The sequence below is a fragment of the Brevundimonas sp. genome, from assembly GCF_004210735.1.
Taxonomy (GTDB): domain Bacteria; phylum Pseudomonadota; class Alphaproteobacteria; order Caulobacterales; family Caulobacteraceae; genus Brevundimonas.
Genome location: NZ_SDZL01000042.1, coordinates 1 through 25,545 on the forward strand (window position 1 = coordinate 1; position 25,545 = coordinate 25,545).

General features: G+C 69.3%; 30 protein-coding genes and 1 tRNA gene. 21 read left to right on the forward strand and 10 right to left on the reverse strand.

The features are described 5' to 3' along the window. On the reverse strand, positions 1 to 553 hold a 553-nt coding region (locus EON91_RS10250), incomplete at its 3' end, for a transcriptional regulator (protein WP_292094237.1). A gap of 94 nt (positions 554 to 647) precedes the next feature. Between EON91_RS10250 and EON91_RS10255 the strand changes: the two genes are divergently transcribed. Continuing rightward, on the forward strand, positions 648 to 1,187 hold the full coding sequence (locus tag EON91_RS10255; protein ID WP_292094241.1) for a hypothetical protein: 540 nt from the start codon (positions 648 to 650) through the stop codon (positions 1,185 to 1,187). On the opposite strand, the gene hemW is transcribed toward EON91_RS10255, so the two are convergent. Together hemW and rdgB are read right to left on the reverse strand one after the other, a co-directional pair. After that, on the reverse strand, positions 1,184 to 2,314 hold the full coding sequence (gene hemW / locus EON91_RS10260) for a radical SAM family heme chaperone HemW (RefSeq protein ID WP_292094245.1): 1,131 nt from the start codon (positions 2,312 to 2,314) through the stop codon (positions 1,184 to 1,186). The two genes, EON91_RS10255 and hemW, sit on opposite strands and share 4 nt — an antisense overlap. A gap of 67 nt (positions 2,315 to 2,381) precedes the next feature. Then, positions 2,382 to 2,984: an RdgB/HAM1 family non-canonical purine NTP pyrophosphatase gene (rdgB, locus tag EON91_RS10265; RefSeq protein WP_292094247.1), complete on the reverse strand. Its 603-nt coding sequence runs from the start codon at positions 2,982 to 2,984 to the stop codon at positions 2,382 to 2,384. 433 nt (positions 2,985 to 3,417) lie between these two features. On the opposite strand from rdgB, the gene EON91_RS10270 reads away from it, so the two are divergent. From EON91_RS10270 to EON91_RS10280, 3 genes are all read left to right on the forward strand, one after another. After that, positions 3,418 to 4,032, forward strand: a complete 615-nt coding sequence (locus tag EON91_RS10270) for a DUF2975 domain-containing protein (protein WP_292094248.1) — start codon at positions 3,418 to 3,420, stop codon at positions 4,030 to 4,032. A gap of 64 nt (positions 4,033 to 4,096) precedes the next feature. Beyond that, the gene (locus EON91_RS10275; RefSeq protein WP_292094251.1) at positions 4,097 to 4,336 is read left to right on the forward strand and encodes a helix-turn-helix transcriptional regulator; all 240 of its coding nucleotides are present in this window, start codon (positions 4,097 to 4,099) and stop codon (positions 4,334 to 4,336) included. After that, on the forward strand, positions 4,336 to 4,956 hold the full coding sequence (locus EON91_RS10280) for a Smr/MutS family protein (RefSeq protein ID WP_292094253.1): 621 nt from the start codon (positions 4,336 to 4,338) through the stop codon (positions 4,954 to 4,956). Before EON91_RS10275 ends, EON91_RS10280 begins: the two co-directional genes overlap by 1 nt. Here EON91_RS10280 and EON91_RS10285 read toward each other — a convergent pair. After that, complete coding sequence (locus EON91_RS10285) at positions 4,953 to 5,981, reverse strand: adenosine kinase (RefSeq protein WP_292094255.1); 1,029 nt, start codon at positions 5,979 to 5,981, stop codon at positions 4,953 to 4,955. The two genes, EON91_RS10280 and EON91_RS10285, sit on opposite strands and share 4 nt — an antisense overlap. A 45-nt stretch (positions 5,982 to 6,026) precedes the next feature. Between EON91_RS10285 and EON91_RS10290 the strand changes: the two genes are divergently transcribed. Then, complete coding sequence (locus EON91_RS10290; protein WP_292094258.1) at positions 6,027 to 6,917, forward strand: transporter; 891 nt, start codon at positions 6,027 to 6,029, stop codon at positions 6,915 to 6,917. Here the strand turns inward: EON91_RS10290 and nth are convergent. Together nth and EON91_RS10300 are read right to left on the reverse strand one after the other, a co-directional pair. Beyond that, positions 6,914 to 7,660 carry an endonuclease III gene (gene nth, locus EON91_RS10295; protein WP_292094261.1) on the reverse strand — a complete coding sequence of 249 codons (747 nt, stop codon included), beginning with the start codon at positions 7,658 to 7,660 and terminating at the stop codon, positions 6,914 to 6,916. The two genes, EON91_RS10290 and nth, sit on opposite strands and share 4 nt — an antisense overlap. Then, entirely contained in the window at positions 7,657 to 8,925 is a 1,269-nt protein-coding gene (locus EON91_RS10300) for an NAD(P)/FAD-dependent oxidoreductase (RefSeq protein ID WP_292094262.1), read from the reverse strand. The genes nth and EON91_RS10300 overlap by 4 nt, the downstream gene beginning before the upstream one ends. Before the next feature lie 130 nt (positions 8,926 to 9,055). Here EON91_RS10300 and EON91_RS10305 point away from each other — a divergent pair, with 130 nt between their 5' ends. Genes EON91_RS10305 through EON91_RS10325 form a run of 5 tightly spaced genes read left to right on the forward strand, consistent with a single transcriptional unit; the run spans position 9,056 to position 13,379 of the window. Beyond that, positions 9,056 to 10,138, forward strand: coding sequence for an HlyD family secretion protein (locus tag EON91_RS10305; RefSeq protein WP_292094265.1), 1,083 nt, complete (start codon positions 9,056 to 9,058; stop codon positions 10,136 to 10,138). Next, a complete protein-coding gene (locus EON91_RS10310; protein WP_292094267.1) occupies positions 10,135 to 11,724 on the forward strand; it encodes a DHA2 family efflux MFS transporter permease subunit in 1,590 nt (529 codons plus the stop codon). Before EON91_RS10305 ends, EON91_RS10310 begins: the two co-directional genes overlap by 4 nt. Then, entirely contained in the window at positions 11,724 to 12,323 is a 600-nt protein-coding gene (locus tag EON91_RS10315; RefSeq protein ID WP_292094268.1) for a TetR/AcrR family transcriptional regulator, read from the forward strand. Before EON91_RS10310 ends, EON91_RS10315 begins: the two co-directional genes overlap by 1 nt. Positions 12,324 to 12,381: 58 nt before the next feature. Next, positions 12,382 to 13,158, forward strand: coding sequence for a creatininase family protein (locus EON91_RS10320; protein WP_292094269.1), 777 nt, complete (start codon positions 12,382 to 12,384; stop codon positions 13,156 to 13,158). A gap of 53 nt (positions 13,159 to 13,211) precedes the next feature. After that, positions 13,212 to 13,379 carry a hypothetical protein gene (locus EON91_RS10325; protein WP_292094271.1) on the forward strand — a complete coding sequence of 56 codons (168 nt, stop codon included), beginning with the start codon at positions 13,212 to 13,214 and terminating at the stop codon, positions 13,377 to 13,379. A 2-nt stretch (positions 13,380 to 13,381) separates the two neighbouring features. Here EON91_RS10325 and EON91_RS10330 read toward each other — a convergent pair whose 3' ends face one another. Genes EON91_RS10330 through tsaD form a run of 3 tightly spaced genes read right to left on the reverse strand, consistent with a single transcriptional unit; the run spans position 13,382 to position 16,003 of the window. Then, entirely contained in the window at positions 13,382 to 13,762 is a 381-nt protein-coding gene (locus EON91_RS10330; protein ID WP_292094274.1) for a Rieske (2Fe-2S) protein, read from the reverse strand. Positions 13,763 to 13,773: 11 nt separating this feature from the next. Beyond that, complete coding sequence (locus tag EON91_RS10335; protein WP_292094275.1) at positions 13,774 to 14,772, reverse strand: NAD(P)H-dependent glycerol-3-phosphate dehydrogenase; 999 nt, start codon at positions 14,770 to 14,772, stop codon at positions 13,774 to 13,776. A gap of 37 nt (positions 14,773 to 14,809) precedes the next feature. Beyond that, complete coding sequence (gene tsaD, locus EON91_RS10340) at positions 14,810 to 16,003, reverse strand: tRNA (adenosine(37)-N6)-threonylcarbamoyltransferase complex transferase subunit TsaD (protein WP_292094293.1); 1,194 nt, start codon at positions 16,001 to 16,003, stop codon at positions 14,810 to 14,812. A gap of 53 nt (positions 16,004 to 16,056) precedes the next feature. Between tsaD and hemC the strand changes: the two genes are divergently transcribed. From hemC to trmB, 6 genes are all read left to right on the forward strand, one after another. Next, a complete protein-coding gene (hemC, locus tag EON91_RS10345) occupies positions 16,057 to 16,995 on the forward strand; it encodes a hydroxymethylbilane synthase (protein WP_292094277.1) in 939 nt (312 codons plus the stop codon). Between the two features lie 2 nt (positions 16,996 to 16,997). Further along, on the forward strand, positions 16,998 to 17,699 hold the full coding sequence (locus tag EON91_RS10350; protein ID WP_292094280.1) for a uroporphyrinogen-III synthase: 702 nt from the start codon (positions 16,998 to 17,000) through the stop codon (positions 17,697 to 17,699). Between the two features lie 48 nt (positions 17,700 to 17,747). Then, positions 17,748 to 17,823, forward strand: a tRNA-Thr gene (locus EON91_RS10355). A gap of 88 nt (positions 17,824 to 17,911) precedes the next feature. Then, complete coding sequence (locus EON91_RS10360; RefSeq protein ID WP_292094282.1) at positions 17,912 to 18,472, forward strand: hypothetical protein; 561 nt, start codon at positions 17,912 to 17,914, stop codon at positions 18,470 to 18,472. Between the two features lie 86 nt (positions 18,473 to 18,558). Beyond that, positions 18,559 to 19,755: a methionine adenosyltransferase gene (gene metK / locus EON91_RS10365; protein WP_292094283.1), complete on the forward strand. Its 1,197-nt coding sequence runs from the start codon at positions 18,559 to 18,561 to the stop codon at positions 19,753 to 19,755. Positions 19,756 to 19,925: 170 nt separating this feature from the next. Beyond that, on the forward strand, positions 19,926 to 20,624 hold the full coding sequence (gene trmB / locus EON91_RS10370; protein ID WP_292094284.1) for a tRNA (guanosine(46)-N7)-methyltransferase TrmB: 699 nt from the start codon (positions 19,926 to 19,928) through the stop codon (positions 20,622 to 20,624). On the opposite strand, the gene EON91_RS10375 is transcribed toward trmB, so the two are convergent. Beyond that, the gene (locus EON91_RS10375; RefSeq protein ID WP_292094286.1) at positions 20,612 to 21,136 is read right to left on the reverse strand and encodes a biotin transporter BioY; all 525 of its coding nucleotides are present in this window, start codon (positions 21,134 to 21,136) and stop codon (positions 20,612 to 20,614) included. The genes trmB and EON91_RS10375 overlap by 13 nt on opposite strands. A gap of 105 nt (positions 21,137 to 21,241) precedes the next feature. Here EON91_RS10375 and EON91_RS10380 point away from each other — a divergent pair, with 105 nt between their 5' ends. The 5 genes from EON91_RS10380 to EON91_RS10400 form a co-directional block, all read left to right on the forward strand. After that, positions 21,242 to 21,745 (forward strand): DUF1993 family protein, encoded by a 504-nt coding sequence (locus tag EON91_RS10380; RefSeq protein WP_292094288.1) that lies wholly within the window; start codon positions 21,242 to 21,244, stop codon positions 21,743 to 21,745. Positions 21,746 to 21,887: 142 nt separating this feature from the next. Further along, entirely contained in the window at positions 21,888 to 22,433 is a 546-nt protein-coding gene (gene rimP / locus EON91_RS10385; protein WP_292094289.1) for a ribosome maturation factor RimP, read from the forward strand. Further along, positions 22,433 to 24,178, forward strand: coding sequence for a transcription termination factor NusA (gene nusA, locus EON91_RS10390; protein WP_292094290.1), 1,746 nt, complete (start codon positions 22,433 to 22,435; stop codon positions 24,176 to 24,178). The genes rimP and nusA overlap by 1 nt, the downstream gene beginning before the upstream one ends. An 18-nt stretch (positions 24,179 to 24,196) precedes the next feature. Then, a complete protein-coding gene (locus tag EON91_RS10395) occupies positions 24,197 to 24,892 on the forward strand; it encodes an RNA-binding protein (protein WP_292094291.1) in 696 nt (231 codons plus the stop codon). Between the two features lie 75 nt (positions 24,893 to 24,967). Beyond that, positions 24,968 to 25,545: translation initiation factor IF-2 associated domain-containing protein (locus EON91_RS10400; protein WP_292094292.1), on the forward strand; the 578-nt coding region annotated here is incomplete at its 3' end.

Sequence of the window (25,545 nt, forward strand, 5' to 3'; positions counted from 1 at the left end):
CCCCCGCCCCGCCCAACAGGCCGACGCCTGCCGTCAGGCAGACCACGACCATCAGCGCCGAAACGCCGCCGCCTGGCTGCAAAGAATCCGACACGCCCACGAAACCGTACAGCAGACCGCCGACCAAACCCGCCGCACCGCCGCCGACCATTCCGCCCCGGCCCAGCCGAAAGAAGGCGTCCCAGACAGCGCGCGTCACGGGTTCCGACGCCGTAATGGGCGGCGCGGCGCCGTCGGCCTCGCTCACGGCGCCGATGAAGCGATAGCCGTGCTTGGGCACGGTCTCGATCAGGCGCGGCCGCCCGGCGTCGTCGCCCAGCGCCCGGCGCAGGGTGCGTATGCACTGGGTCAACGCCTCGTCGGTGACGGGGACGCCGCACCACACCTCGTCCAGGAAGCGGTCCTTGGACACCAGCCGCCCCCGCTCCTGCACCAGCAGGACCAGGGCGTCGAAATAGCGGGCGCTCAGATCGACCGGCGCGCCGTCGTGCAACAAGCGGCGATCCTCGGGATCGAGCAGGAAGCGGTCGAAGCGATAGGCGGCGGCGCGCATCAATTCAGCAAATGCTCAGGCGTTGCTCATGCCGCCGGGGATCGGGCGAGCCAGGATATCAGCGTCACTCATGGAGGATGCGAAGGCAATGGCGATGGAACGGGAAATCGGGCGGCGGAACAATCCGTGGAGCCTGTGGGTCTGGGGCGCGGCGGCGACCCTGCTGGCGACGCCGCTTGTCGCGATGCGGCTGACGGACGAGGTGAACTGGACCGCGTCGGACTTCGGGATCTTCGCCGTCATGCTGGGCGCTGCGGGCGGCGCCTGGGAGCTGGGCATGCGGACCTCGTCCAGCATGGCCTATCGGCTGGGCGTCACGGCGGCGGTGGGGACCGCCTTCCTGCTGGTCTGGGCGACGCTGGCCGTCGGCTTCATCGGCAACGAAGAGCATCCCGCCAACCTGATGTACGCGGGCCTGCTGATCATCGGCCTGGTTGGTGGGGTGTTGGCGCGCTTCCGACCGGGCGGGCTGGCCGTGACGCTGGTCATCATGGCCGTGGGACAGGCGGCGGCGGGTGCGGTCGCCGCGGGCCTGGGCCAGTATGAAGCCATCAAGCCGACGGTGGTCTTCACCCTGATGTGGCTGGGCGCGGCAACGCTGTTCTACAAGGCGGCGCAGGATCAGGCCCGTTAGGTCAGCAGCGCGCGCAGAACGGCGTCCAGCACCGGACGGCCGGTGGCAGTGGCGGCGATGCGGCCGCTCGACAGCGCCAGGAAGCCGTCGGCGATCAGGCCGGCCAGCGGGTTCGATCCAGAATTGAGACCGAGGGCGGACAGGGTCGTCAACGGCACGCCTTCAACCGTGCGCAGGCCCAGCAGCACCTTTTCCTCGGCTGCCTCCCGCGCGTCGAGCGCCGTGCGCTCGCTCCAGGGCGAGGCCGCATCGACGCCCGCGACATAGTCGGCGATGCGGCGATGGGCGACGGTGGCGGTGCGGACGCCGTCCAGGGTCAGGCGGCCATGGGCGCCGGGGCCCAGGCCCAGATAGTCACCGCCGCGCCAGACATGCAGGTTGTGGGCCGACCGCGCGGGGACGCTCCGCGCGTGGTTGGACACCTCATAGGCCTCGAACCCCGCAGCCTCGAGCACGGTCTGGGTGGCTTCATAGAGGGCGGCGGCCCGATCCTCGTCCGGCGGGGTCAGGGTTCCGCGCGCGAAGGCGCGGCCAAACGCGGTCGTGGGTTCGATGGTCAGCTGATAGGGCGAGATATGCTCGAACCCCAGGTCCAGCGCCGTGGTCAATTCGGCGGTCCAGTCGGCGACGGACTGGCCCGGTCGAGCGTAGATCAGGTCGATCGACAGGCGTGGAAAGACAGCCGCCGCCGTCTGGACCGCGCGGCGCGACTCGGCGGCCGAATGGTCGCGCCCCAAAAACGTCAGGGCCGCGTCGTCGAATGATTGGACCCCCATCGACAGGCGGTTGATTCCCGCGTCGGCCAGGGCGGCGTAGCGACCGGCCTCGGCGTCGGTGGGGTTGGCCTCAAGGCTGATCTCGATGCCGCTTTCGGGCGGGAACAGCTGGCGGGCGCGGGCGATCACCGCCGCCACGGCGTCCGGGGCCATTAGCGAGGGCGTGCCGCCGCCGAAGAAGATCGAGGCCAGCCGACGCGGGCCGACCAGCGCGGCCTGCGCCTCCAGATCGCGCAGGATGGCGGCCGCCAGGGCCGTCTGCTCCTGCGTCCGGCCCCGATCGCGCACGACGTTGAAATCGCAATAGGGGCAGATGCGGGCGCAGTAGGGCCAGTGGACATAGAGGGCCACTTCGTTGGGGCCCCTATCGCCTCGCTCGCGGAGCGAGGCTGCTTGAGGGGTGGCCGCGTCCGGTCGGTCAGTCAATCAGCGCGACCTTGAGTCTGGCGAAGGCCAGGGCGCGGTGGCTGATGGCGTCCTTGGCCGCCGGATCCATCTCGCCGAAGGTCAGATCGCCGCCCCGGGGAATGAAGATAGGATCGTAGCCGAAGCCCCGGTCGCCGCGCGGCGGGAAGGTCAGGTCGCCGTGGACCACCCCCTCGACCACCACGCAGGGGCCGTCAGGCCAGGCCACGGCCAGGGCCGAGGTGAACCAGGCCGAACGGTCGCGCGCGCCGACGTCCTCCAGCCGATCCTCCACCTTCTTCATGGCCAGGGCGAAATCCTTGCCCGGTCCGGCCCAGCGGGCGGAGAAGATGCCGGGCGCTCCGTCCAGTGCGGCGACCGACAGGCCGGAATCGTCGGCCAGCGACACTTCGCCCGACAGCTGGGCGGCGTGGCGCGCCTTGAGCATGGCGTTGCCGGTGAAGGTGCTTTCCGTCTCGTCGGGCTCGGGCAGGTTCAGCGAGCCGGCCGTTACGACATCGTAATTTCCGTCCAGCAAAGCCGCGATCTCACGCGCCTTTCCGGGATTGTGGGTGGCGGCCACCAGCCGCATCCCCTTGATCAGCTTGAGATTCATGACGTGACCCTAGTCCTGTCCGGCCCATTGCGAAAGTTTAACATCGTTAAACGATATGTAACGTGAGTTCCGTCAGAGGCAGGCGTATACATAATCCATCGAAACGGAAGCGACGACGTTCTCGGCAAGCCCCTCCAAGGCAACATTCATGTCGCAGATAAACAAAACGGGGCGAAAATCGTCCCTCTCAGGACCACGGAGAACTACGATGCAAACGATGAACGCCTCGATCTGGATGGACAAGGTCGGCCACGCCTTCGTCAACACCCTGCTTCTGGCCGCGCTGCCCACCGCCGCGATCGCCATTCTGGTTCAAGCCTTCTAAGCGAGGCTTTGACGACTTGATGAAGTTCGCGATTTATAGAGCCGCGACGGGGTCGGCCGGACCCCGCGCGGCGCCCGCGTCTTCGCTTCCGGCCTGAGGGCCCGACCCATGCGCTTCCCGAAGACCTCCGCGCTCGGGATCCGCCTTCCGGTCAATGGCCGCGCCGGCGGCGCCTTGGCCGCCGCCAATCTCAAGACGCTGGGCCCCGGCTCCGTCTCCAGCCTGCTGAAGATCGCGCTCGACGCCGCCTATGTGCTGCTGGCGCTGATCACCGGGTTGATGCTGATCCTGCTGGTGGTCGGCCTGTTCATTCCGCTCGACAATCTGAACATCACCGTTTCGGACTCCTCCGGCGGGCGCCAGTTGCCGATGACACGCACCCTGCTGGTCTTCGGTCTGGGCGCGATCTCGGCCTATTTCGGCGGCTTCCTGTTGATCCTGCGCAATCTGCGCAAGGTGTTCCGCACCCTGACCATGGGCGATCCCTTCCGGCCCGAGAACGTCAGCCGTCTGCGCCAGATCGGCCTGATCCTGGCGGTTGTGACCGGCGGCGTCTGGGTGGCCCAGGGTCTGGTCGCGGCGCGTCTGGCCCCCGGCGTAATGGAGCCGCAGGGAATCAGCGACCTGCTGACCCCCGTGTTTTCGATCCTGGTCGTCTTTGTTCTGGCCGAAGTGTTCCGCGAGGGGGCGCGCCTGCGCCGTGAATCCGAACTGACCATTTAGGCGGGGGCGCGGTCAGAGGGCTGCGCCTTCTCGATCCGACGCGCCCTGTTGTAGAGAAAGTCCCATGGCTATCCGTATCCAGCTCGACCGCCTTCTGCTCGACCGCCGCATGTCGCTGACCGAGCTCAGCGACCGCGTGGGCGTGACGGTGGCCAATCTGTCGATCCTGAAGACGGGCAAGGCGCGGGCGGTGCGGTTCTCGACCCTGGACGCCCTGTGCCGCGAACTGGAGTGCCAGCCGGGCGAGCTGATCGTCTATGAGCCGGGCCCGTCCGACGTGTTCGAGGACGGCGGAGAGGCCTGATGGCCAAACGCGGCGACAGTCCGTCAAAGGTCGGGCCGTCAAAGGTCGGGCCGTCAAAGGTCGGGCCGCCAGAGGTCTCGGCCGACGACAAACGCATCTGGGCGCGGGTCACGGGAACGGTGAAGCCGCCACGGACCCGCAAGGCCGCGCGGGTCACGCCGGGGGTCGCCGAGACGCCGCCGGTGCTGTCCGTGGTCACGCCCTCGCCACCGCGCCCCAGGGTCGCGCGTCCGGAGCCGGCCCTGCCCGGGCCGCAAGCCGCCGCGCCCGTCGTCGCCCGCCGACCCGTCTCAGCCCCCGACGAACTGGAGCCGCGCCGCCAGCGGCGGCTGTCGCGTGAGCGAGATCCGATCGAGGCGACGATCGACCTGCACGGGTTCGGCCGCTTCGACGCCGAGGATCAGCTACGCGCCTTCCTGGGCGGCTGTCAGGCGCGGGGGATGCGGGCAGTTCTGGTCATCACGGGTCAGGGACGGCGCGGGGGCGGGGTGATCCGCGCCTCGGTCCACGAATGGCTGCACGCCACGGCGCTGCGGGGCGTCGTCTCGGGCTTCGCCACGGCCCACCGCCGCCACGGCGGCGACGGCGCGATCTATGTGACGCTGAAGCGCCGGGATTAGGCCAGCGTCAGGCCTGCATCGGTCGCCAGCTTTTCCAGCGACACCATCGGGCGCGGCCCCCAGTGGGCGATGACCTCGGCGGCGGCCAGCGAGCCCAGGGCGCCCGCCTCGGCCAGGCTCAGCCCTCGCGCCAGACCCAGCAGCAGGCCCGCCGCATACTGATCGCCCGCGCCGGTAGTGTCGGTCACGTGCTGCACCGACGCGGCCGGAACCTCGACCCGCTCGTCGCCACGGAAGACGACCGAGCCGGCCGCGCCGCGCGTGACGGCCGCAACCTCGACGATGCGGCCCAGATGGGCGGCGGCGTGATCGAAATCCTCAGTCTCGAACAGGGCGTGCAGTTCGGCCTCATTGGCCAGGACGATGTCGGCCGACGCCTCGATGAAGGCCAGCAGCTCGGCCCGCCAGCGGTGCACGACGAAGCTGTCCGACAGGGTGATGGCGACCTTGCGACCCGCAGCGTGGGCCAGAGCGGCGGCCTTTTCAAAGGCGGCGCGGGCCGGGGCCGGGTCGAACAGATAGCCTTCCAGATAGACGATGGCGCTGTCGCCGATCAGGTCGGCGTCGATATCGTCGACCGTCAGCTGGTTGGCGGCGCCCAGGAAGGTGCACATGGTGCGCTGGCCGTCGGGGGTGACGTTGATCAGGCAGCGGCCAGTGCCGAAGCCGTTGCCGGCGCCGTCCGCCAAAACCGGCGTGTCGAAATGCACGCCGGCGGCCCGGATGTCGTGGCTGAAGACCCCGCCCAGCGTGTCCTCGGCCACCTTGCCGATATAGGCCGCGCGACCGCCGAACGAACCGACGCCCGCCACGGTGTTTCCGGCCGAACCGCCCGACGCCTCGACCCCCGCCGCCATGGCGTCATACAGGGCCGCGCCCTGGGCTTCGTTCACCAGCTGCATCGAGCCGGGGGTCAGGCCCTGGGCGGTCAGAAAGGCGGGCTCGCACGGGGCCAGCACATCGACGATGGCGTTGCCGACGGCCAAGACATCGAAGCGGGCGGAGGCGGAGAGCGTTTGGGTCATGGCGGCCCCATAGCGGGGCAGGGCCTTTCGCGCTAGGCCGGACCCATGACCCAGATCGCCGTCCTGACCCCCGATCCCGCCGACTCCTCCTATCGCGGCCAGTGGCCCGGCGTGCTGGAGCGGCTGCAAGGCGCGCTGGCTGCCGCCGGGATCACGACGCGGCCGATTCCGTGGACCGACCATGTCGAGGACGCGGGCGGCCTGACCGACTTTCCGCTTGTGCTGCCTGTCATCACCTGGGGCTATCACCGCGATCACGAGCGCTGGCTGCAGGCGTGCGCGACCTGGGCGGCGTCGGGCGTGAAGCTGGCCAATCCGGCCGAGGTGCTGCGCTGGAACTCGGACAAGACCTATCTGGGCCGGCTGGCCGAACGGGGCGTGGCCATTCCGCCGACCATCTGGACCGACGGGGTCACGCCCGCCGTGGTCGCCGCCGCCTTCGAGGCGACCGGGGCGCAGCAGCTGGTGGTCAAGCCGACGGTTTCCGGCGGCGCCTGGCGCACGGTGCGGGTGACGGTCGGCGACCTGCTGGAAGAGGCGCTGCGCGAGGCGCCCGAGGGCGGGGCGATGATCCAGCCCTATCTGCCGACCATCGAGACCGAGGGCGAAACCTCGCTGCTGTTCTTTGGCGGACGGCTGAGCCACGTCGTCAACAAGCGGCCGGGCCGCGAGGGCGAGTTCCGCATCCAGACCCAGTTCGGGGGGCAGTACCGCGCGTTGGACGCCGCGCCGGAAGAGGCGCTGTCCCTGGCCGAGCGCACCCTGGCCGCCATCGACGAGCCGTTGCTGTACGCCCGCATCGACATGGCGCCCGATCCCGACGGCGTCTGGCGGCTGATGGAGGCGGAACTGATCGAGCCGGACTTCTATCTGGGCGCCGCGCCGCAGGGCGGGGCCAATTTCGCGCGGGCGGTGAAGGAGTGGCTGGAAGGCTAGGTGGCCACGAAATCCATCCGCGCCGGGCACAGGTCGCTGATCGGACAGGCGGCGCATTTCGGCCGCTGGGCGACGCAGGTGTAGCGGCCGTGCAGGATCAGCCAGTGGTGCGCCTTGGGCAGCCGGTGCTCGGGTACCACCTGGTGCAGCTGATCCTCGACCTTGTCCGGCGTCGAGGCGGTCGCCAGACCCAGCCGGTGCGAGACGCGGAAGACATGAGTGTCGACGGCGATGGCCGGCTCGATCCCCAGTTCGTTCAGCACCACCGAGGCGGTCTTGCGGCCCACGCCCGGCAGGGCCTGCAGGTCGGCGCGGTTCAGTGGGACCTCGCCGCCATGGCGGTCGATCAGCATCCGCGCGGCGGCGATGACGTTCTTCGCCTTGGTCCGGTACAGGCCGATGGAGGCGATGTAGGGGATCAATCCTTCCTCCCCCAGCGTCAGCATTTTTTTCGGCGTGTCGGCGACCGGAAACAGCTTGGCCGTGGCCTTGTTGACGCCGACGTCGGTGGCCTGGGCCGACAGGGCGACGGCGACGACCAGCGTATAGGGACTGGTGAAGTTCAGCTCCGTCTTCGGGTCCGGCATGATCCCGGCCAGGCGGCTGAAGATCGCCTCGACCCGGTCCTCGTCCGGCGGCCAGGCGACGACACGCGGCGTCGGCCGTTTCGGCCCGGTCTTGCGCTTGGCGGCGACGCCTTTCGGGCGTGGCAGGGCGGCTTTTTTCGCGGAGACCTTGCTCATCGGTCGTCGGCTTGGCGGTGCGGCTCGCGCGGGTCAAGGTCGAGCGCGGACAGGGCCTGATCCGCCGCCCGCTCGCCCTCCATCCAGGCGCCATGGGCCGTGCCGTAGAAAGCGGGGGCGGTCGCCTCTCCGGCGACGAAGATGCGGTTCTCGATCGGGCGGGCCAGCCGGGCGCGATCGTCGGCGTGGCCGGGCCGGGCATGGGAATAGGCGCCGCGCGCGAACGGGTCGCGACCCCAGCCGGAGGCGGCGACAAAACCCAGCCGCTTGCGGAAGCTCGAGCCCAGCAGGCCGACGATCTCCTGCACCGCGAAGTCGAACAGGGCGTCGTCGCCCTCGCCCTCCAGGCCGCGCGCCAGGTCGCCGCCGAAATAGCCCTCGATCATCGGTCGGCCGAACGGACGCAGATGATAGCCGCCGGTCTCGGCCGTGTCGCGGCGCCCCCACAGCTGACTGTCAGGCGGGAAGTCGTCGGCTCCGGCGACCGTCATGTGCAGCTTGGTCGCCAGCCCCAGAGGCAGGCCCGTAGCGGCGTCGGCCAGATCGGGCAGGGGCGGGTCGAAGCGGATCGCATCGGCCGCGATCAGATCGGTCGGCAGGGTCAGGATCACGGCCCGCGCCTCGACCATGCCCCGCGACGTTTCGACCTTCAGCGCCGGGCCGGTGCGGTCGATGCGATGGACGATGCAGCCGGTGACGACGGGCAGGCCCGCGCTCAGGGTCTCGATCAGCCGGCCATACCCTTCTTTCACCCGCCAGTTCACGCCGGTGTCGCGATAGGCGTCATAGTCACGGATCGAGACCTCGGCGAAGCGCGCGCCGTTCAGAGCGCCCGAGATGGCGTCCATTCGCCCGTTCCAGCGGCAGTCCGGATCGAACAGGGTCGCGGCGGGGCCTTCACGACCCCCGGCGGCGGCCTCGGCCACGCGCTGTTCGAAGGCGTCGAAGGCGGCGCGGAATTCGGTCTGTTCGGCGCGCGTCGTCTCATGGTCGAAGGCGGTCGATTCCCACGGCGGGGGCGTTCGATCCAGCGTCAGCCCGATGGCTTCCACCCGCGCGGCTAGCGGGTTTTCATCCGCGGAATGCAGCCAGCCGCAGCCCAGGTCCAGCCCGTGCGCTCCGGTGTGCGCCCGGCCGCCGACCCGCTCGCGCCCCTCCAGCGCCGCCACGGTCAGGTCGCGCCCCGATAGACGCCGCAGGGCGGCCAGGCCGGCGGCGCCGGCGCCGATCACGGCGATATCGAGCGTATGGGGCAGGGAGGTCATGGGGCGGCTTTCGGAACACGCCGAAACATGAGGTGTTCGCCGCCCAAAGCAATCCATGCGATCGGTGGTTGATTTCTGGACGCAAGCGTCCATTTTACGCGCCGTCTTCCTCCCCGAGATGCTCGACCCCATGGCCATGTCCCCCGCGCTCAAGAAACGCCTGCCGCTGATCGTCGGCGGGATCGTTGTCGTCGCCCTTCTGGTCGGCGGCGTATTCTGGTGGGTCGGCAAGCAGCGCTGGGAGGCGACCGACAACGCCTTCGTCCAGGCCGACACCTCGCTGGTGAGCCCCCAGATCGGCGGCTACGTCGTCGAGGTTCTGGTGGGGGACAACCAGCGCGTGGCGCCTGGCCAGCCGCTGGTCCGGCTGGACGACGCCGACGCAAGGGCCAGGCTGGCGCAGGCCGAGGCCAATCTGGCGGCCCTGACGGCGGCGGTCGGCAACGTCGACGCCCGCACGGCGCAGGAACACGCCACCGTCGCCGCCCGCGCCGCCGCCGTGCAGCAGGCCCGCGCCCAGGCCGCCCTGGCGCAGGCCGAGGTCGATCGCTACGGCAAGCTGGCCGAGCAGGGCTGGGTCTCGGCCCAGCGGATCGATACCCAGCGCGCAACCGCCGACACGGCCCGGGCCGGCGTCGCCCAGGCCCAGGCCGCTCTGACCGCCGAACAGCGCACCGTCGCCGTGCTGGGCTCGACCCGTGAACAGAGCGTCGCCGCCGTCGAACAGGCCCGCGCCCAGGTGGATGAAGCCCGCATCAATCTGGAGCGCACCGTGGTCCGTGCGCCGGTCGGCGGCGTCGTCGGCGCCCGCGCCGTGCGGGTCGGACAGTATGTCCAGCCGGGCGGCGCCCTGCTGTCGGTGGTGCCGCTGGCCGACACCTATGTCGTGGCCAATTTCAAGGAGACGCAGGTCGCGAAGATGCGTCTGGGTCAGATGGTTCACATCCGCGCCGACGCCTTCCCCGGTCTGGACCTGATCGGCCGGATCGACAGCTTCGCCCCGGCGACGGGGTCCGAGTTCGCCCTGATCCCGGTCGAGAACGCGACCGGCAATTTCACCAAGATCACCCAGCGCGTGCCCGTGCGCATCGTCGTCGAGCGCAAGCCCGGCGCGCCTGCCTTGCGGCCCGGCCTGTCGGTTGAAACGCGGGTGGACCTGAAGAGCGACGGTGGCCGGACCTTCGCCGAGGCGTCGGCGGACGCGGCCCGGTGACCCACGCCTCGACGGCGGCGGCAGGCCCGGTCGCGGGCGAGCCGCATATCAACTGGACGGCGCTGCTGCTCGGCTTTGCGGGCATGGTGATCGGCCAGTTCATGGCCATTCTGGACATCCAGATCGTCGCCGCCTCGCTGCCGCAGATTCAGGCGGGGGTCGGCGCCTCGGCCGACGAGATCAGCTGGATCCAGACCGCCTATCTGATCCCCGAGGTCGTGATGATCCCGTTGTCGGGATATCTGTCGCGGCTGTGGGGCACGCAGAAGGTCTTTCTGGTCTCGTGCACCGGCTTTCTGCTGATGAGCGTGGCGGTCGGTCTGTCGTCGTCGATCGAGACGATGATCTTCTTCCGCGCGCTGCAGGGGTTCGTCGGCGGGGCCATGATCCCGACCGTCTTCGCCGTCGCCTTCACCGCCTTCCCGCCGGAAAAGCGGGTCACGGCCAGCGTGGTCATGGGGCTGATCGTGACGCTGGCGCCGACCGTGGGGCCGACGCTGGGCGGGCACCTGACGGAATGGCTGAGCTGGCGCTGGCTGTTCTTCATCAACATCTTCCCCGGCCTGCTGGTGCTGTTCCTGGTCGGTCGCTACGCCCGGTTCGACAAGGGCGATCCGTCCCTGTCCAAAGGATTCGACTGGCTGGGTCTGGGCCTCATGGCCGCCTTCCTGATGAGCCTGCAATTCGTGCTGGAGGAAGGGTCCAGGAACGACTGGTTCGCCGACGATCACATCCTGCTGCTGAGCGTGGTCGCCGTCATCTGCGGCCCGGCCTTCATCTGGCGATCGCTGACCTATCGCAATCCGATCGTCGAGCTGCGCGCCTTCAGCAACCGCAATTTCGTGGTCGGGGTCATCATGACCTTCATCGTCGGCGCAGCCCTGTTCGGGGGCACCTTCCTGCTGCCGCTGTTCTTGGGGCGGGTGCGGGAATATTCGGCGGCCGAGGTGGGTACGACCATGGTGGTGTCGGGTCTGGCCATGTTCGCGACCGGGCCCTTCGCCGGGCGACTGGTGCGCAAGGTCGATCCGCGGGTGCTGATGTTCGTCGGTTTCATGCTGTGCGCCTGGGGCATGTGGGACGCCCATGCGGTGACGGACGAATGGGGCTTCTGGCAGTTCGCCGGGGTGCAGGCGCTGCGCGGGGTCGGGGTCATGCTGGCCATGATCGCGTCGCAACAGGTGACGATGGCGACCCTGCCGCCGCACATGGTCAAGAACGCGTCGGGGCTGGTGAACCTGAGCCGCAACGTCGGGGGCGCCTTCGGCTTGGCCATGCTGAACACCTCGTTGACCCAGAATACGGCGCTGCACATGGGCGAACTGACCAGCGCGATCCAGCAGGGGAATGCCGGCGTCACCGGCATGATCGCCGGCCTGACCCGGCGGTTCGCCGATTCCGTCGATCCCCACGCGGCGGCGATGAAGGCGGTCTATGGCATGCTGCAGAAACAGGCGACGACCCTGGCGTTCGGCGACGCCTTCGCCCTGCTGGCCGTGGCCTGCGCCATCGCGGCCTTCGTCACCCTGTTCTCACGGCCGGTGAAGCCGGGCGCGGCGCCCGCCCCGGCGTCGGAGGCCCACTGATGCCCCGCGCCGCCGGCCAGATCGACGAGAGCAAGAGCGAGGCCATACTGGAGGCCGCCTCGCTGCTGTTCGCGGAAAAGGGCGCCGGCGCGTCCATGGCCGAGATCGCGCGCCGGGCCGGGGTGTCGAAACAGACCCTCTACAACCGCTATCCGACCCGGGGCGACATTGGCCGGGCGCTGGCGGCGCGGCGCTCGGATGCGATCACCGCCCCGCTGCGCGGCGGCGGCACGCCGGAGGATGTGCTGACAGCCGTGGCCGAGACCCTGATCACCAAGGTCTGTCATGGCGGCAAGGGCGCTTCGCTGCGCGGGGTCGCCCTGATGTCGCCGGAAGAGCCCGAACTGGCCCGCATCATCTATGACGCCGGGCCGGGCGAGTCGCTGCGCCGGCTGGGCGCGTGGCTGGGCGAGCAGGATCGGCTGAAAACGCTGTCTGTGCCCGACCCGCTGGCGGCGGCCGAAATGTTCACCGGCATGGCGCTGGGGCACGCCCATCTGCGCGCGGTGCTGGGACTGCCGCATTCATCGACGGACCAGATCGGCGCCCGCGCACGCGAGGCCGCGCAACGGTTTGTGAAGGCGTTCGCGGTCGCCTGATTGGCCTCGCGCGACGAAGGGCGCTAAAGCGGGCGACGCAACCGGAAGCGGAGTTCCCATGCTGATCCACCTGTCGTCCTGGCCCGAAATCGACGCCCGCCTGAAAGACGGCGGCGCCCTGTCGCGGACGGTGGTGGTGCCGATCGGCTCGAACGAGCAGCACGGGCCGACGGGTCTGCTGGGCACCGACTGGCTGTGCCCCGAGATCATCGCCCATGCGGCGGAAAAGGGCGAAGGCGACCTGATCGTGGCGCCGACCTTCAACATCGGCATGGCCCAGCATCACCTGGCGTTTCCGGGCACAATCTCCCTTCGCCCCTCGACCTTCATGGCGGCGATCGCCGACTGGGTCGCCTCACTGAGCCGTCACGGCTTCGAGCGAATCTATTTCCTGAACGGCCACGGCGGCAACGTCGCCACCATCGAGGCGGCGATCTCGGAAATCTACGCCGAGAGCTCTTTCGTGCCCGAGCCGTGGGCCGAGCGGACGCCCTTCATGCTGAAACTGCGCAACTGGTGGGACCTGCCGGGCGTGACCCGCCTGTGCACCGACATCTTCCCGACCGGCCACGGCGCCCACGCCACCCCGTCCGAAATCGCCGTGACCCAGGCGGCCTATCCCGACCGGATCAAGGTCGCCGACTACAGCCCGCAGATCGCGCCAATGGGGCCGATCCGCGACGCCCTGGATTACCGCGCCCGCTTCCCTGACGGCCGCATCGGTTCGGACCCGGCCCAGGCCAGCCCGGAGAAGGGCCAGCGGATCATCGATCTTTCGGTCACGGCGCTGATGGACGACGTGCGCGCCTTCGCCGGCGAGGTCGCTCCCGAATAGGGAACCCGGGCTCATGGCGGCGGTTGATCCCCTGGCAAAAGGAGATCGTCGCCATGGCCGACCCCAGGACCCCCTCCAACGACCCGCACCCCGGCATGATGGGTGACGGGACCGAAGAGCAGAATCTGAATCAGCCGGGCGATCCGTCGAAGCGGATCAAGGAGGAGGAGGTCGACGAGGCCTTCACCAAGGATCCGAAGATCGTCCCGATCCCGGAGTGATATCAGGCGGTGCGGATGATCCCGCCCGTAGCCTGAACCGGCCAGGGGGTCAGCCGCCCGCCCGCGCAGGGCCCGCCCTTGCATTCGCCGGTCAGCGGTTCGAACACCGCGCCGTGCCAGCCGCACAGGATCAGCGATCCGTCCGGCGTCAGATAGCGATCCAGCTCGACCGCGATGGGGAAACCCGCGTGGGGACAGCGATCGACCCAGCCGGCGACTTGGCCGTCCTTGCGCACCACGAAGCCGTGAAAATAAGCCTCGCCGATCTGCAACACGAAGCCGCGCGAGCCGGGGTCGGCGATATCGCCCTCTGTGCACAGGGGCACGTTCGGCGGCGTCTTCCAGACGCGCTTGCGCTCTTCGGTCGGGGATGCGTCGGACATGAGTAAGCGGGCTACTCGCGCTCGGGCTTGAGCGGCCGGGACAGCAGGGCCTCGATGGCGGCGTCCACGGACAGTTCGCCCGCCAGCACGGCGGCCACAGCCTCGCAGATCGGGGTCTCGACCCCCAGCTTGCGCGCCAGTTCGCGCACGGCGGGGGCGCTCTCATAGCCCTCGGCCACGGATCGCTTGCCGGCCAGCGCCTGTTCGACGCTTGAGCCCTCGCCCAGAGCCAGACCCAGGCTCATGTTGCGCGACTGTGGACTGGAGCAGGTCAGCACCAGATCGCCCAGGCCGCACAGGCCGGCGACCGTCTCGGCCTTGCCGCCCAGCGCCACGGCGACGCGCATGATCTCGGCGAAGCCGCGGGTGATGATGGCGGCGTGGGCGCTGCGGCCCAGCCGGCGACCCTCGACGATGCCGCAGGCGATGGCCAGCACGTTCTTAAGCGCCCCGCCCGCCTCGGCCCCGATCAGGTCGTCGGCCAGATAGGGGCGGAACATCGGCGCGGACAGGGCCGCCATCAGCGCCTCGCCCAACGCCTCGTCCTCGCAGGCCAGGGTCACTGCGCTGGGCAGGCCGCGCGCCACCTCGGCGGCGAAGCTGGGGCCGGACAGGACGGCGGGCGCGGCGTCCGGGATCGTCTCGGCCAGCACCTCGGTCATCAGCTTCAGCGAGCCGCGTTCGATGCCCTTGGAGCACAGGACGATCGGTAGTCCGGCGCGCGCATGCGGGGCGAAGGCGCTCAGGGTCCCGCGCATGTGCTGCGCCGGTGGCACGGCCAGAATCAGGTCGCACCCGGCCAGATCGGCCAGCTCGGGCGTCACCGATATGGCGGGGTCCAGTTCGACGCCGGGCAGGAAGGCCTCGTTAACGCGCCGGGAGCGGATGCTCTCGACGACCTCGGGCTCGCGCGCTTGCAAGGTGACCTTCAGGCCCGCTGCGGCCGCGCTCTGCGCCAAGGCCGTGCCCCATGCGCCGCCGCCGATGATTCCCGCCGTTTCAAACGTCATACGCTGTCCGGTCCCCCAAGACCCGTGGCCCGCCGCATCACGCCTTGGCGCCCTTGCGGCCTGTCTTCTTGTGCACAGGATCGGCGTTCGCACGCGCCTCGTCCAGTGGCCATCGCGGCCGGGCGGCGACGTCGATGTCGCTGGTCATGCCCTTTTCCAGCCGTTCGGCCCCGGCCAGGGCGATCATGGCGGCGTTATCGGTGCAATAGACCAGCGGCGGCGCCATAAAGGCGAAGCCGTGTTTCGTCGCCAGCGTCTCCAGCGTAAGGCGCACCGTCTTGTTGGCGGCCACGCCCCCGGCGACCACAAAGAGTCTTTGGAGCCCTATCGCCTCGCGCGCGGCGCTCGGCTGCTTGAGGGCGCCGTCCGCGCGCTCGAGTTCGGGGTGGGCCTCGGCATAGGCGACCATCGCCCGTTCGGACCGCTCGGCCAGTTGCCGGGCGATGGCGGTCTGGACCGCATCGGCCAGATCGGCCCTGTCCTGATCCGTTTCGCAGGTCGCGGCCAGGCGTGAGGCGGCGGTCTTGAGCCCCGAGAAGGAGAAGTCGCAGTCCTTGCGCCCCAGCAGGGCGCGGGGCAGATCGAAGCGCGATCCGTCGCCCGTTTCCGCCAACCGCTCCAGCGCCGGGCCGCCGGGGTAGCCCAGACCCATGGTCTTGGCGATCTTGTCGAAGGCCTCGCCCGCCGCGTCGTCGATGGTGGTGCCCAGCCGGCTCATGTCGCCGATGCCCCGCACCTCCAGCAGTTGGCAATGCCCGCCGGACACCAGCAGCAGCAGAAAAGGATAGGTCGTCTCGGCCCCCAGCCGCGCCGACACCGCATGGCCCTCCAGATGATTGACCGCGATCAGCGGCAGGCCGCGCGCCAGCGCCACCGCCTTGCCATAGCCCAGCCCGACCATGACCCCGCCGACCAGCCCCGGCCCCGCCGTGGCGGCGACGCCGTCCAGCGCGTCGAAGCCGATCCCGGCCTCGGCCATGGCGCGGCGCGTGACGCCGTCGATCATCTCCACATGGCTGCGGGCGGCGATTTCCGGCACCACTCCGCCATAGGCCGCGTGGTCGTCGATCTGGCTGTGGATGACGCTGGACAGGACCTCGACCCCGTCGGGCGACAGGCGCACCACCGAGGCGGCGGTCTCGTCGCAGCTGGTTTCCAGACCCAGCACCGTCAGGCTGCGCGTTTGCGCCCCGGTTGCCGCCCCCGCCTCGCTGCTATAGTCCGCGCCCATGTTCATCGGGTCGAGGTAACGATCCGGCCCTCCTTTCGCAACGGCGACGCGACGTGACCCAGCCCCTTCTCCGCATCGGCACCCGGCGCTCGAAACTGGCGCTGGCCCAGTCCGGCATGATGCAGCGGGCCATCGGCCGGGCGCTGGGCGTGGCCGATGCGGATATCGAGACGCTGGTTCCGCGGGTCGAGATCGTGACCACCGGCGACCGCATTCAGGACCGCCGCCTGCTGGAAGTCGGCGGCAAGGCCATGTTCACCAAGGAGATCGAGGAAGCGCTGCTGGACGGCCGCGTCGACGTGGCGATCCATTCGATGAAGGATGTGCCCGCCGAACAGCCGACCGGTCTGGCCATCGCCGCCGTTCCGGAACGCGAGGACGCCCGCGACGGCTTCATCAGCGACCATTTCGGCAGCTTCGCCGAGCTGCCGCGCGGCGCACGTCTGGGCACGGCGAGCCTGCGCCGTCAGGCCCAGGCTCTGGCTCTGAGGCCTGACCTGAACATCGAAGTGCTGCGCGGCAATGTCGATACGCGCCTGGCCAGGCTGAAGGCGGGCGAGTTCGACGCCATCCTGCTGGCCTGTTCCGGCCTGAACCGGCTGGGCCTGTCCGGGGTGATCCGCGAGCGGTTGTCGCTGGACGATTTCCTGCCGGCGCCGGGTCAGGGCGCCCTGGCGATCCAGACACGCGAAGGCGATCTGGGCGCCGACTGGATGGCGGCGCTGAACCACGCGCCCACCGCCCTGTGCGTCGCCGCCGAGCGCGGCGCCATGACGGCGCTGGAAGGGTCGTGCCGCACCGCCATCGGCGCCTATGCCCACATCGAGGGCGATACCCTGCGCCTGACCACCGAAATGCTGAGCCCCGACGGCGCGGCCCGCTGGCGCCGGGTCGGTGATGCGCCGGTGGATGAGGCCATGGCGCGGGCGCTGGGCCTGCGCCTGGGGGGCGAGGTTCACGCCGCCGCCGGCGACCAGCGGATCGACGTCTGACCATGCGGCCGATCCGGCGCGTCTGGATCACCCGCGCCCGGCCCGGCGCCGCACGCACCGCCGACCGCCTGACTGAAATGGGGTTCGAGCCTCTGGTCGCGCCCTTGCTGGCGATCCACCCGATCCCGGACGCCCTGGCCACCGCGCCGGACCTGACCACGGCGGCCGCCCTGGCCTTCACCAGCCCGAATGGCGTCGCCGCCTTCGCCGCCCTGACGCCGCTGTTGCGCGACCGCCCCGTGTTCGCCGTGGGCGACGCCACGGCCGAGGCCGCCCGCGCGGCGGGCTTTGCCGACGCCCGATCCGCAGGGGGCGACATCCACGCTCTGGCCCGATTGATCGATGAGAGCTGGGCAGCGGACAGCGGCCTGATCCTGAACCCCGGCCCGCGCCGGCCGGCGGGAGACCTGTCGCATCTGATGCCCGGTCTGATGATCGCAGCCCTGCCTGTCTATGAGGCGGTCGAGACCGGGGCCGCGCCCCCGGACGCCTTCGAGGCCGTCCTGATCCACTCGCCGCGCGGAGCGGAGGCTTTGCGCGCGACCCTGCCGGCGGGAGCTGCAAAAGATCGGTTGGCGGTCTGTATTTCGCCCACTGCGGCGGTTCCGCTGGCCGCGCTGTCCTTCGCCGAAATCCGCATTGCGGATACGCCGGACGAACTCGCGATGCTGGCGGCGCTTGGCAAGGCCGCGCGGCCCGTATAAAGAGCCCTCCTCTCGCCCGCCCGACGCCCGTCGCGCGAGCAGACCGGAGCCGCTTTAGCTCAGCCGGTAGAGCACCTCATTCGTAATGAGGGGGTCGCGTGTTCGAGTCACGCAAGCGGCACCATCTTTCCCCCATTTGACCTGTATCGCCGGCAGGCGTCCGCTCGCCTTTTGGCCGAACGCCGGTATGGTCGCGATCGGAGGTGGCGGCGATGTCGAGGTGGCGGATCAATCATTCGGCCCTGCACGACTGGGTCTATACCCTTTGGTATCCTGCGATCCTGGGCACGATGATCGTGGGCCTGATCGGCGGGAGTCAGGCGCCGCAGGACGGGGTCGCCCGATGGGGCGAGGTTCTGGCCTTCTATTTCGCCTCGCAGCACAGCGTCGCCGTCGGCAAGGGTCAGAGAGACTTCTACCGGGCCGGAGATTTCCTGCGCGACCTGATGGAGACGACGCTGATCCTTCTGGCGTTCGTGGCTCTGGGCGTGTTTCCGGAGAATTGGGCGTGGGTCGATGCAGACTGGCTGGGCCATCCGTCCGTCATGCGGTGGCTGCTGGTGGCGATCTTCCTGCTGCCGCCGATCTGGCGCGTGTTTTTCAATCGGGCCCACCTCAGGACGAGTCGGGGATGGTGGCTGACCGGTCTGTCCCTTCTCGCCGCAGGGGTGGCGGGCGTGGGGGTGGGTTACCCGCTCGCCGTGATCGGTGTTGCGCTTCTGCTGGGTGTTTATGTGGTCTGGTTCGTGCTGTGGAGCCGGGGCGACGCCTGATCGTTTGTCCGTCTGCGGCCTGATCCCTTGAACGTATAAGCATATCTTTATATGTCTGCGTCCCTCACCGGTTGCAGGAGCCTGCCTTGGCCCGTTCGTCCTTCCTCTTCACGTCCGAGAGCGTCTCGGAAGGTCATCCTGACAAGGTCGCGGACCAGATATCCGACGCCATCGTCGATCTGTTCCTTGCCAAGGATCCCGAGGCGCGGGTGGCGTGCGAGACCCTGACGACGACCAATCTGGTGGTGATCGCGGGCGAGATCCGCGGCCAGGGAATCATGGACACGCGCGGCGAATGGGCGCCCGGCGTTCAGGACGAGATCGAGGCGACCGTTCGCAAGGTCGTGCGCGACATCGGCTATGAGCAGGACGGCTTCCACTGGAAGACGTTCGAGTTCCAGAACCATCTGCACCCGCAGTCGGCCCATATCGCCCAGGGCGTAGACGCCGGCGAAGACAAGGATGAGGGCGCGGGCGATCAGGGCATCATGTTCGGCTACGCCTCGAACGAGACGCCGGAACTGATGCCGGCGACCTTGCAGTACAGCCACAACATCCTGAAAGCCCTGGCCGACGCCCGCCATTCGGGTCAGGAGCCGGGTCTGGAGCCCGACGCCAAGAGTCAGGTGACGCTCTTCTACGAGAACGGCCGGCCGGTGCGCGCGACCTCTATCGTCGTCTCGACCCAGCACAAGGCGGGCCTGACCCAGGATCAGGTCGCGGCCATCGTGAAGCCCTATGTGCGCAAGGTGCTGCCGGACAGTTTCATCACCAATGAGACCGAGTGGCACATCAATCCGACCGGCACCTTCGAGATCGGCGGACCGGACGGCGATGCGGGCCTGACCGGCCGCAAGATCATCGTCGACACCTACGGCGGCGCGGCCCCGCACGGAGGCGGCGCCTTCAGCGGCAAGGATCCGACCAAGGTCGACCGTTCGGCGGCCTACGCCTGCCGTTACCTGGCCAAGAACGTCGTGGCCGCCGGCCTGGCCGATCGCTGCACCATCCAGATCAGCTACGCCATCGGCGTGTCCAGGCCCCTGTCGGTCCATGTCGACCTGCACGGCACGGGCAAGATCGACGCCGCCGTGCTGGAGGTCGAACTGCCGAAACTGATCGGCGGCGCGACCCCGCGCGCGATCCGCGAGCACCTGGGTCTGAACAGGCCGATCTATGGCCGCACCGCCGCCTATGGCCATTTTGGCCGTACGCCGGACGCCGACGGCGGGTTCAGCTGGGAAAAGACCGATCTGGTCGATCAGTTGAAGAAACTGGCCTGAGCCTTCTCCCTCCCCCAAAGTGGGGAGGGTGGCTGAGCCGTCAGGCGAAGTCGGGTGGGGGCGGCTTGAACACTGCCGCGCGGGTCGTGTATCGCCGCGCCCTCCCCACCCGGTCGCCGCTTTGCGACGACCACCCTCCCCATGAAGGGGAGGGAGAGGTATGAGCGCGCATGAACTCTGAAACTCCGCCCCCCGCCTGGGGTCCGCTCCGTTCGTTCGGCCGCATCAAGTCGCGCGCGCTGAAGCCGCGTCAGGCGGCGCTGTTCGACACCCTGCTGCCCACCATCGCCCTGCCGGACCCGACCCTGGGGCCGATCGACCTGGCGGCGCTGATGCCGGGCGCGAAACAGGTGTGGCTGGAGATCGGCTTTGGCGGTGGCGAGCATCTGGCCGAACAGGCGTCGCGGCATCCCGACGCGCTGATGATCGGTTGCGAGCCGTTCCTGAACGGGGTCGGGTCGGCGCTGCGCCACATCGACGAGGGCGGGCTGAAGAACGTCCGCCTGCATGCCGACGACGCGCGCGACGTGATGGCGGCCCTGCCGGACGCCAGCCTGGATCGGGTGATGATCCTGTTCCCCGATCCCTGGCCCAAGGCGCGGCACAACAAGCGCCGACTGGTGCAGGACGAGACGGTGACCGAGATCGTCCGCCTGTTGAAGCCGGGCGGGCGGGTGCGGTTCGTCACCGACTGGAAGGATTACGCCGATTGGGCGCTGGAACGGTTCAACCGCCATCCGGGCCTGAGCTGGATGGCGGAAGAGGCCGACGACTGGCGCACCGCGCCCGCCGACCACGTCGTCACCCGCTATGAGGAAAAGAAGCTGGGCGACACCCCGCCGATCTTCCTGGAGTTTCAGCGCGTCTGAAGCCGGCGGACAGCCGCACAGGCCAGCCAGACCAGCGCTGATTTGACCGCCGCCCCGATCAGGAACGGCGCCACCCCGTGGGCCAGGGCGTCGGCGACGCCGATCCGGCTCGCCAGCCAGGCGCCGCCCAGCGCTAGCAGGATCAGGTGCAGGCCGAACAGGAGGGCGACGCCCGGCAGCGGACGGGTCAGTCCCCCTCGGCGTGCGGCCAATCCCGCCAGTCCCGCCACGACGGGAAAGGCGAACAGATAGCCCGCCGTGGCGCCGGTGAAGGCCGCCGGGCCGCCGGCTCCGTCCGACAGCACCGGCAGGCCGACCAGCGCCAGCGCCAGATACAGCAGCGTGCTGGTCACGCCCCACCGGACCCCCAGCACGGCGCCGGCCAGCAGAACGGCGAAGCTCTGCATCGTCATCGGCACCGGATGCATCGGAACGTCGATCGACGCGCCGACGGCCATCAATCCAGCGAACAGGACGGCGAGGAGGGGCAGGCGAAGCGGAGCAGGGATCATGCGCCCTGCGAACCACGCAGCGCGGGCGAGAGCAAGCGCAGGCTGGCGTCGGGCGACAAACAGCGGCACAGGACGATCCGACACCATTCAACGCTGGAGCCGGTCATGGCCTTCACCCTGTATGACGCCGCCGCGCCCATCTTCGTGCGCGGGCTGACCAGCCTGTCGGGCGTGCTGGACAAGGCCGCCGCCTCGGGGCTGGACGAGGCGACGCTGGTCACCGCGCGGCTGGCGCCGGACATGAAGCCGCTGGCCGACCAGATCGACATGGCGACCTTTTCTGCGCGCGGCTGCGTCGCCCGCCTGGCGGGGCTGGAGGTTCCGGGCATCGCCGGGCCGGACACGACCTTCGCCCAGATGCAGGACCGCATCGCCCGCTCCATCGCCTTTATCGAGGGTGTCGATCGCGCGGCGTTCGACGGCGCCGAGACGCGGCGCGTCGAACTGCGCTTTCCGGGGGTCGAGCTGGATTTCGACGGCGCGGGCTATCTGACCAGCTTCGCCCTGCCGAACTTCCATTTCCATGTCACGACCGCCTACGCCATTCTGCGCCAGCAGGGCGTGGCGCTGGGCAAGCGCGACTACCTGGGCAAGCTGGCCCTGATCTGATTGGCGCGCGGCGAAGACGAGGGGCTGACAAGCGGTTCGTTCGCAGCTATATGGCCCCTCACATCGTTAGACCGGCGTCCGACGGCGCCGTTTGAAGCGGCGGCCCGGACGGTCCGCCGCTTTTGTTTTTGGATTTCACTGCTTGCGCGCCAAGACCGCCGAAGACCGCGCTCTGCTGGAGCTGATCGATCCCGTGGCCGAGAGCCTGGGTCTGGAGGTCGTGCGCGTGCGCCTGATGGGCGGAACGCTGCGCCGCCGCCTGCAGATCATGGCCGAGCGCCCCAGCGACAACGACATCGCCGTCGAGGAATGCGCCAGGCTGAGCCGCGCCGTGTCCGAGATATTCGACGCCGCCGACCCGATCGCGGGCGAATATCTGCTGGAGGTCTCGTCCCCCGGCGTCGACCGGCCGCTAACCCGGCTCAAGGACTTCGATCTGTTCGAAGGCTTTGAGGCGCGCTTGGAGACTGATCGCATGATCGAGGGTCGCAAGCGCTTCAAGGGCGTGGTGGCCGGGGTCGATGGCGACAATGTCTGCATCGACCTGGACGGCGAGGACGAAACCGCCCTTATCCCCTTCGACTGGATCAGCGACGCAAAGCTGGTTCTGACCGACGAACTGATGAAGGCCGGCGCCGAACGCCGCGCCCAACGCAACGACAACCCCACCACTGAGGACCAGGGCTGATGGCCGTCACGGGTATTTCCGCCAACCGTCTCGAACTGCTCTCGATCGCCGACGCTGTCGCGCGCGAGAAGAACATCGAGAAGGACATCGTCATCGAGGCGATCGAAGAGGCGATCCAGAAGGGCGCCAAGTCGCGCTATGGCGCGCACCACGACATCCGCGCCAAGATCGACCCCAAGACGGGCGAGATGCTGCTGACCCGCCACGTCACCGTGGTCGAGGACGACTGGCAGCCGGAAGACGAGCTGGAAGAGTTCAACGACGCGGCCATGGTCCGTCTGAAGGACGCGTCCAAGCGCGACCCCGAAGCGACCGTCGGCAAGGAATACGTCGAGACCCTGCCGCCGTTCGAGTTCGGCCGCGTCCAGACCCAGATGGCCCGCCAGGTCGTGACCGGAAAGGTCCGCGAGGCCGAGCGCGAGCGTCAGTACGAAGAGTTTAAGGATCGCGTCGGCGAAATCGTCAACGGTACGGTCAAGCGCGTCGAATACGGCAACACCATCGTCGATCTGGGCCGGGGCGAGGGCATCATGCGCCGCGACCAGTCGATCCCGCGCGAAGTGTTCAACATCGGCGACCGCGTCCGCACCTACATCTATGACGTGCGCCCGGAAGCCAAGGGCCCCCAGGTCATGCTGTCGCGCGCCCACCCCGGCTTCATGGCCAAGCTGTTCGCGCAGGAAGTGCCCGAGGTTTATGACGGCGTGATCGAGATCCGCGCCGCCGCCCGCGACAGCGGTTCACGCGCCAAGATGGCCGTGCTGTCGAACGACAGCTCGATCGATCCGGTCGGCGCCTGCGTCGGCATGCGCGGCTCGCGCGTTCAGGCGGTCGTCGCCGAACTGCAGGGCGAGAAGATCGACATCATCCAGTGGAACGACGACGAGCCGACCTTCATCGTCAACGCCCTGGCCCCGGCCGAAGTGTCGAAGGTCGTGCTGGACGAAGAAGCCGACCGCGTTGAAGTCGTGGTGCCGGACGAGCAGCTGTCGCTGGCCATCGGCCGTCGCGGCCAGAACGTCCGCCTGGCCTCGCAACTGACGGGCTGGCAGATCGACATCATCACCGAGAGCCAGGATTCCGAGCGTCGCCAGCGCGAGTTCGCCGAGCGCACCAGCCTGTTCCAGGAAGCCCTGGACGTGGACGAGACCATCGCCCAGCTGCTGGTCACCGAAGGCTTCGCCACGGTCGAGGACCTGGCCTTCGTCGAGCCCTATGAAATCTCGGAGATCGAAGGCTTCGACGAGGACACGGCCGAGGAACTGCAGGCCCGCGCCCGCGAATTCCTGGACCGCAAGGCCGCCGAGCTGGACGCCAAGCGCGTGGCCCTGGGCGTCGAGGACGGCGTTATGGTTGTTCCGGGCGTGACCGGCGCCATCGCCGTCGCCCTGGGCGAAGGCGGGGTCAAGACCGTCGAGGACCTGGCCGATCTGGCCACCGACGAAATCCGCGGCGGCTATGAAGTGAAGAACGGCGAGCGGGTGAAGGTCCCCGGCGTGCTGGAAAGCTTCAACCTGTCGCAGGAAGCCGCCGAGCTTCTGATCCTGCAGGCCCGCGTGGCCGCTGGCTGGATCGACGCTTCGGAACTGCCGCAGCCTGAGCCCGAGGCGGAATACGTCGAGGAAGGCGAGTTCGCCGAGGCGGATTTCGCAGCCGAGGGCGATGAAGGCCTGGAGCAGGTCGAACTTGAAAACGGCGATGCGGAGGTCTTCGCCGAAGACCTCGAGCAATCGCGCGACTCGTGATGTGGAGCCGCGCCGTCCATGGGTCTTCGCGACGCGACGATTGAGCGAGAACGCCGCGATCTGGTGACGCACCAGGTCATGGATGAATCTCGCCTGATCCGCTTCGTGGCCGGACCCGACGGCGCGGTTGTTCCTGATCTGGCGCGGCGCCTGCCGGGGCGGGGCCTTTGGGTCGCCGCCGACCGCGCCTCGATCGAGACGGCGACGAAAAAAAACCTGTTCTCGCGCGCGGCCAGGGCGCCGCTGAAACCCGCCGCTGACCTGGCCGAGATGGTCGCCGGGCTGCTGGCGCGACGCTGTCTGGACCAGCTGGGTCTTGCCCGGCGCGAAGGCGTGCTTATCTCTGGCTTCGAAAAGTCCGCCGCCTCGATCCGCGCGGGCAAGGCCGCGTGGCTGATCGAAGCCGCCGACGGTTCGGCGGACGGTCGCGGCAAGCTTCTGGCCCTTCTGAAACACCAGACGCCGCCGCCGAAAGTCTGCGGCGCATTCGGTGCGGAAGATTTGAGTTTGGCCCTTGGGCTGGAAAATGCGATACACGGCGTCCTGCTTGCGGGCGGAAGGGCCGATCGCTTCACCGTCGAGGTCGAAAGACTGGCGGGATTTCGGCCCCTTCGCCCCCGGGACTGGGACCAGGCACGGCCTGGCTCCGATCCCGACAGTGGGTCAGACGAGGCCGCGAGACAGGCTTTGAGCGGGCGGGGCTCGGCTCCTTAAGGGGGCGGGGTTACGCGCGGCTATTTGTGTTTGAAGAGAGATCGGCGGCTTTCCCCGCCCGAGTAAAGCGACCGGATGAGCGACGAGAACGACAAGACCAACGAAGGCAAGGGCCAGGACGCGGGCGCAGGCACGCCGTCCCAGACGGGGCCGCGCGCGCCGCTGAGCCTGAAGCCGCGCGTAGCCGGATCGGTCCCTAGCGGCACGGTCCGCCAGAGCTTCAGCCATGGCCGCACCAAGACCGTGGTCGTCGAGACCAAGCGCCGCGTCGGCGCCGGGCCGGGCCATCAGCGTCCGCAGGGCTTCGATGTGGCCGCGCGTCCGCGCGACGCTGCGCCGTCGTCGACCGCCGGGGCGCCGCGTCCGTCCGTCAGCAGCAACGCTGGCGGGTTGTCGCCCGAAGAGCAGGAAGCCCGCCGCCGCGCCATTGAGCTGGCGACGCGTCAGCAGGCCGAGCGCGAGCAGAAGGCCGCCGCCGAGCGCGCCACGCGCGATCAGGCCGCCCGCGCCCAGGCCGCCGCCGCCGAACAGGCCGCCCAGTCCGCCCGCGATGAAGCCGCCGCCGCCAAGGCCGCCGCCGACGCCGCCCGCGCCGAAGCCGCCCGTCTGACGGCCGCCGCTCCGGCGCGGGCGGCGTCGGCGGCGGCCTTGGC

Excerpts from the sequence above, each read along its gene's own strand:
- tsaD (WP_292094293.1), bottom strand. The coding sequence starts at position 16,003 with ATGGGCGCGGACTATAGCAGCGAGGCGGGGGCGGCAACCGGGGCGCAA.
- EON91_RS10275 (WP_292094251.1), top strand. The coding sequence starts at position 4,097 with ATGGCTATCCGTATCCAGCTCGACCGCCTTCTGCTCGACCGCCGCATG.
- EON91_RS10285 (WP_292094255.1), bottom strand. The coding sequence starts at position 5,981 with ATGACCCAAACGCTCTCCGCCTCCGCCCGCTTCGATGTCTTGGCCGTC.
- EON91_RS10290 (WP_292094258.1), top strand. The coding sequence starts at position 6,027 with ATGACCCAGATCGCCGTCCTGACCCCCGATCCCGCCGACTCCTCCTAT.
- EON91_RS10255 (WP_292094241.1), top strand. The coding sequence starts at position 648 with ATGGAACGGGAAATCGGGCGGCGGAACAATCCGTGGAGCCTGTGGGTC.
- EON91_RS10380 (WP_292094288.1), top strand. The coding sequence starts at position 21,242 with ATGGCCTTCACCCTGTATGACGCCGCCGCGCCCATCTTCGTGCGCGGG.
- EON91_RS10325 (WP_292094271.1), top strand. The coding sequence starts at position 13,212 with ATGGCCGACCCCAGGACCCCCTCCAACGACCCGCACCCCGGCATGATG.
- nth (WP_292094261.1), bottom strand. The coding sequence starts at position 7,660 with ATGAGCAAGGTCTCCGCGAAAAAAGCCGCCCTGCCACGCCCGAAAGGC.
- EON91_RS10335 (WP_292094275.1), bottom strand. The coding sequence starts at position 14,772 with ATGACGTTTGAAACGGCGGGAATCATCGGCGGCGGCGCATGGGGCACG.
- nusA (WP_292094290.1), top strand. The coding sequence starts at position 22,433 with ATGGCCGTCACGGGTATTTCCGCCAACCGTCTCGAACTGCTCTCGATC.
- EON91_RS10395 (WP_292094291.1), top strand. The coding sequence starts at position 24,197 with ATGGGTCTTCGCGACGCGACGATTGAGCGAGAACGCCGCGATCTGGTG.
- EON91_RS10330 (WP_292094274.1), bottom strand. The coding sequence starts at position 13,762 with ATGTCCGACGCATCCCCGACCGAAGAGCGCAAGCGCGTCTGGAAGACG.
- trmB (WP_292094284.1), top strand. The coding sequence starts at position 19,926 with ATGAACTCTGAAACTCCGCCCCCCGCCTGGGGTCCGCTCCGTTCGTTC.
- EON91_RS10315 (WP_292094268.1), top strand. The coding sequence starts at position 11,724 with ATGCCCCGCGCCGCCGGCCAGATCGACGAGAGCAAGAGCGAGGCCATA.
- EON91_RS10305 (WP_292094265.1), top strand. The coding sequence starts at position 9,056 with ATGGCCATGTCCCCCGCGCTCAAGAAACGCCTGCCGCTGATCGTCGGC.
- rdgB (WP_292094247.1), bottom strand. The coding sequence starts at position 2,984 with ATGAATCTCAAGCTGATCAAGGGGATGCGGCTGGTGGCCGCCACCCAC.
- EON91_RS10300 (WP_292094262.1), bottom strand. The coding sequence starts at position 8,925 with ATGACCTCCCTGCCCCATACGCTCGATATCGCCGTGATCGGCGCCGGC.
- EON91_RS10280 (WP_292094253.1), top strand. The coding sequence starts at position 4,336 with ATGGCCAAACGCGGCGACAGTCCGTCAAAGGTCGGGCCGTCAAAGGTC.
- EON91_RS10375 (WP_292094286.1), bottom strand. The coding sequence starts at position 21,136 with ATGATCCCTGCTCCGCTTCGCCTGCCCCTCCTCGCCGTCCTGTTCGCT.
- EON91_RS10320 (WP_292094269.1), top strand. The coding sequence starts at position 12,382 with ATGCTGATCCACCTGTCGTCCTGGCCCGAAATCGACGCCCGCCTGAAA.
- EON91_RS10360 (WP_292094282.1), top strand. The coding sequence starts at position 17,912 with ATGTCGAGGTGGCGGATCAATCATTCGGCCCTGCACGACTGGGTCTAT.
- EON91_RS10270 (WP_292094248.1), top strand. The coding sequence starts at position 3,418 with ATGCGCTTCCCGAAGACCTCCGCGCTCGGGATCCGCCTTCCGGTCAAT.
- EON91_RS10350 (WP_292094280.1), top strand. The coding sequence starts at position 16,998 with ATGCGGCCGATCCGGCGCGTCTGGATCACCCGCGCCCGGCCCGGCGCC.